This is a genomic window from Microbacterium sp. ISL-103 (assembly GCF_018613995.1).
Classification (GTDB): Bacteria; Actinomycetota; Actinomycetes; order Actinomycetales; family Microbacteriaceae; genus Microbacterium.
In genome coordinates this window covers 1-1,465 of sequence record NZ_JAGGPD010000390.1, presented here as the reverse complement: position 1 = coordinate 1,465, position 1,465 = coordinate 1, and the positions used below count along the sequence as shown (strand labels likewise).

The following is a 1,465-nucleotide window of genomic DNA, read 5'->3' as shown; positions in this document are numbered from 1 at the left end:
CGGTCCCGTTCGTCGCGTGCGACCTTCGGCTGATCGGTAAGCGATTGGGCGTTATTGCGCGCCGGGATTGCGTCATCGTAGACCGATCGGTTGTACTCGGGCAGCTTGTCCATGGTGCCCAGGCGGGACAGGAGCTCATCGGCGTTGGCCGCGGAACCGGAGAAGAACAGTTGAAGTGCTGAATCGTCTCCACCGTTGCGATACAGCTGTGCCGCAACTTGACCGGCCCTGCGCGCAGAGGTTTCGGCAATCGCTGATTGTTCGTCCGCCTGCGCCTGCAGGCTCTGAGCTTCCGTGATCGCAGCGAAGTACTCCTGCTGCGCTGCATAGAACTCGTCGGAGGCTGTATCGGCAGCAACCTGAGTCTCAGCGACCTTCCGCGTCAAGGACTGGATCAGCCCTTCGATTCGGGTGATCTCGGCAGCCTTGGCAGCTTCGTTGTTCTTGGCGCGTTGCACATCGTCCCAACTCGGGTACGACGCAGCGTACGCCGCTGAGTCGCCGGAGCCGATGCCGAGTGCAGCGAATGCAGCGACACCGAGCGTGCCGAGCCCGAAAGCGCCACGTCGAGTAACACTCAGCTTCCAGAACGAGTCGCGTTCGGCGGGCGTGGGTGCACAACCGCATTCTTCAGCCGCCTCCGTAGCCGCAGAGACGAGTCGTCCGTTCACTGTGCCCTCTCCTCGAGCTCGGCTTCGTGGATTCTGCTGCCATGGGCGCGCAGATTGGCCACGCTTGCATTGCCCGCCGTCTGGTCCATCGGCCGTACGTGGCCGCCGAAGTCGCGCCGACTCGCTCGTGATCTCTGATCAGTGGCCCATATCTGTCGCATCGAATTCGAGTTCGACTGTCCTGACACGAAGTTCACGCTTTCGGGTCCGTGTGGATGTCGGGGCTCACCTTGTTGTGTTTGTTCTTTTTCACTTGCCGTACGACAACGGTGGTGGCGATCACCGCGGCACCTATGACAGCCACGGCGATGATGAGCGGGATCGCGATCGAAGCCACCTCGTTCTCGCCTGCGGATGCCGCCGGGGCAGGGGTGTCCGCTGCGGGAGGTTCGGTAGTTGGCACAGCAGAGGGCGACGCCTTTGCCGGTTGCATCCGTGATTGTTCGTTCCCGCATGCTGGTTGGTCCCATCCCAGCCCTGGCTCGATGCCGGTGGGAGCGTACGTGAACGTGAAGCTCTCGGATATGGGGTGACCGTCGCTGGAGACGGCGTTCCAAAGCACGGTGTAGACGCCGGGTTCTCCGAGTGCGACCGGGGTGGTGAGGATGTTGCGGTCGATGGTGGAGCAGCTGGATTCGTAGAAGAGGCCGTCGGGTCCTTGCACTTGGGCGAAGCTTGCCTGGCTGAAGTCAATGAGTTCCCCGCTGAACGTGAGAGCGACGTCGTCGAGTTGGGTGACGGTTTCGTCTGCCCCGGGCACGGTGTCCAGGAGGTTGTCGTGCGCGAGAGCTGCG

The 1,465-nt window shown here is 62.5% G+C and carries 1 protein-coding gene and 1 pseudogene; both read right to left on the bottom strand.

Annotation, left to right across the window (positions count from 1 at the left end):
* A pseudogene (locus J7E68_RS14070) lies at nt 1-671 on the bottom strand (M23 family peptidase); the annotation flags it as partial.
* 193 nt (nt 672-864) lie between these two features.
* Nucleotides 865-1,465, bottom strand: a 601-nt coding sequence (locus J7E68_RS14065; RefSeq protein ID WP_215173571.1) for a copper resistance CopC family protein, incomplete at its 5' end; no start/stop codon positions are given.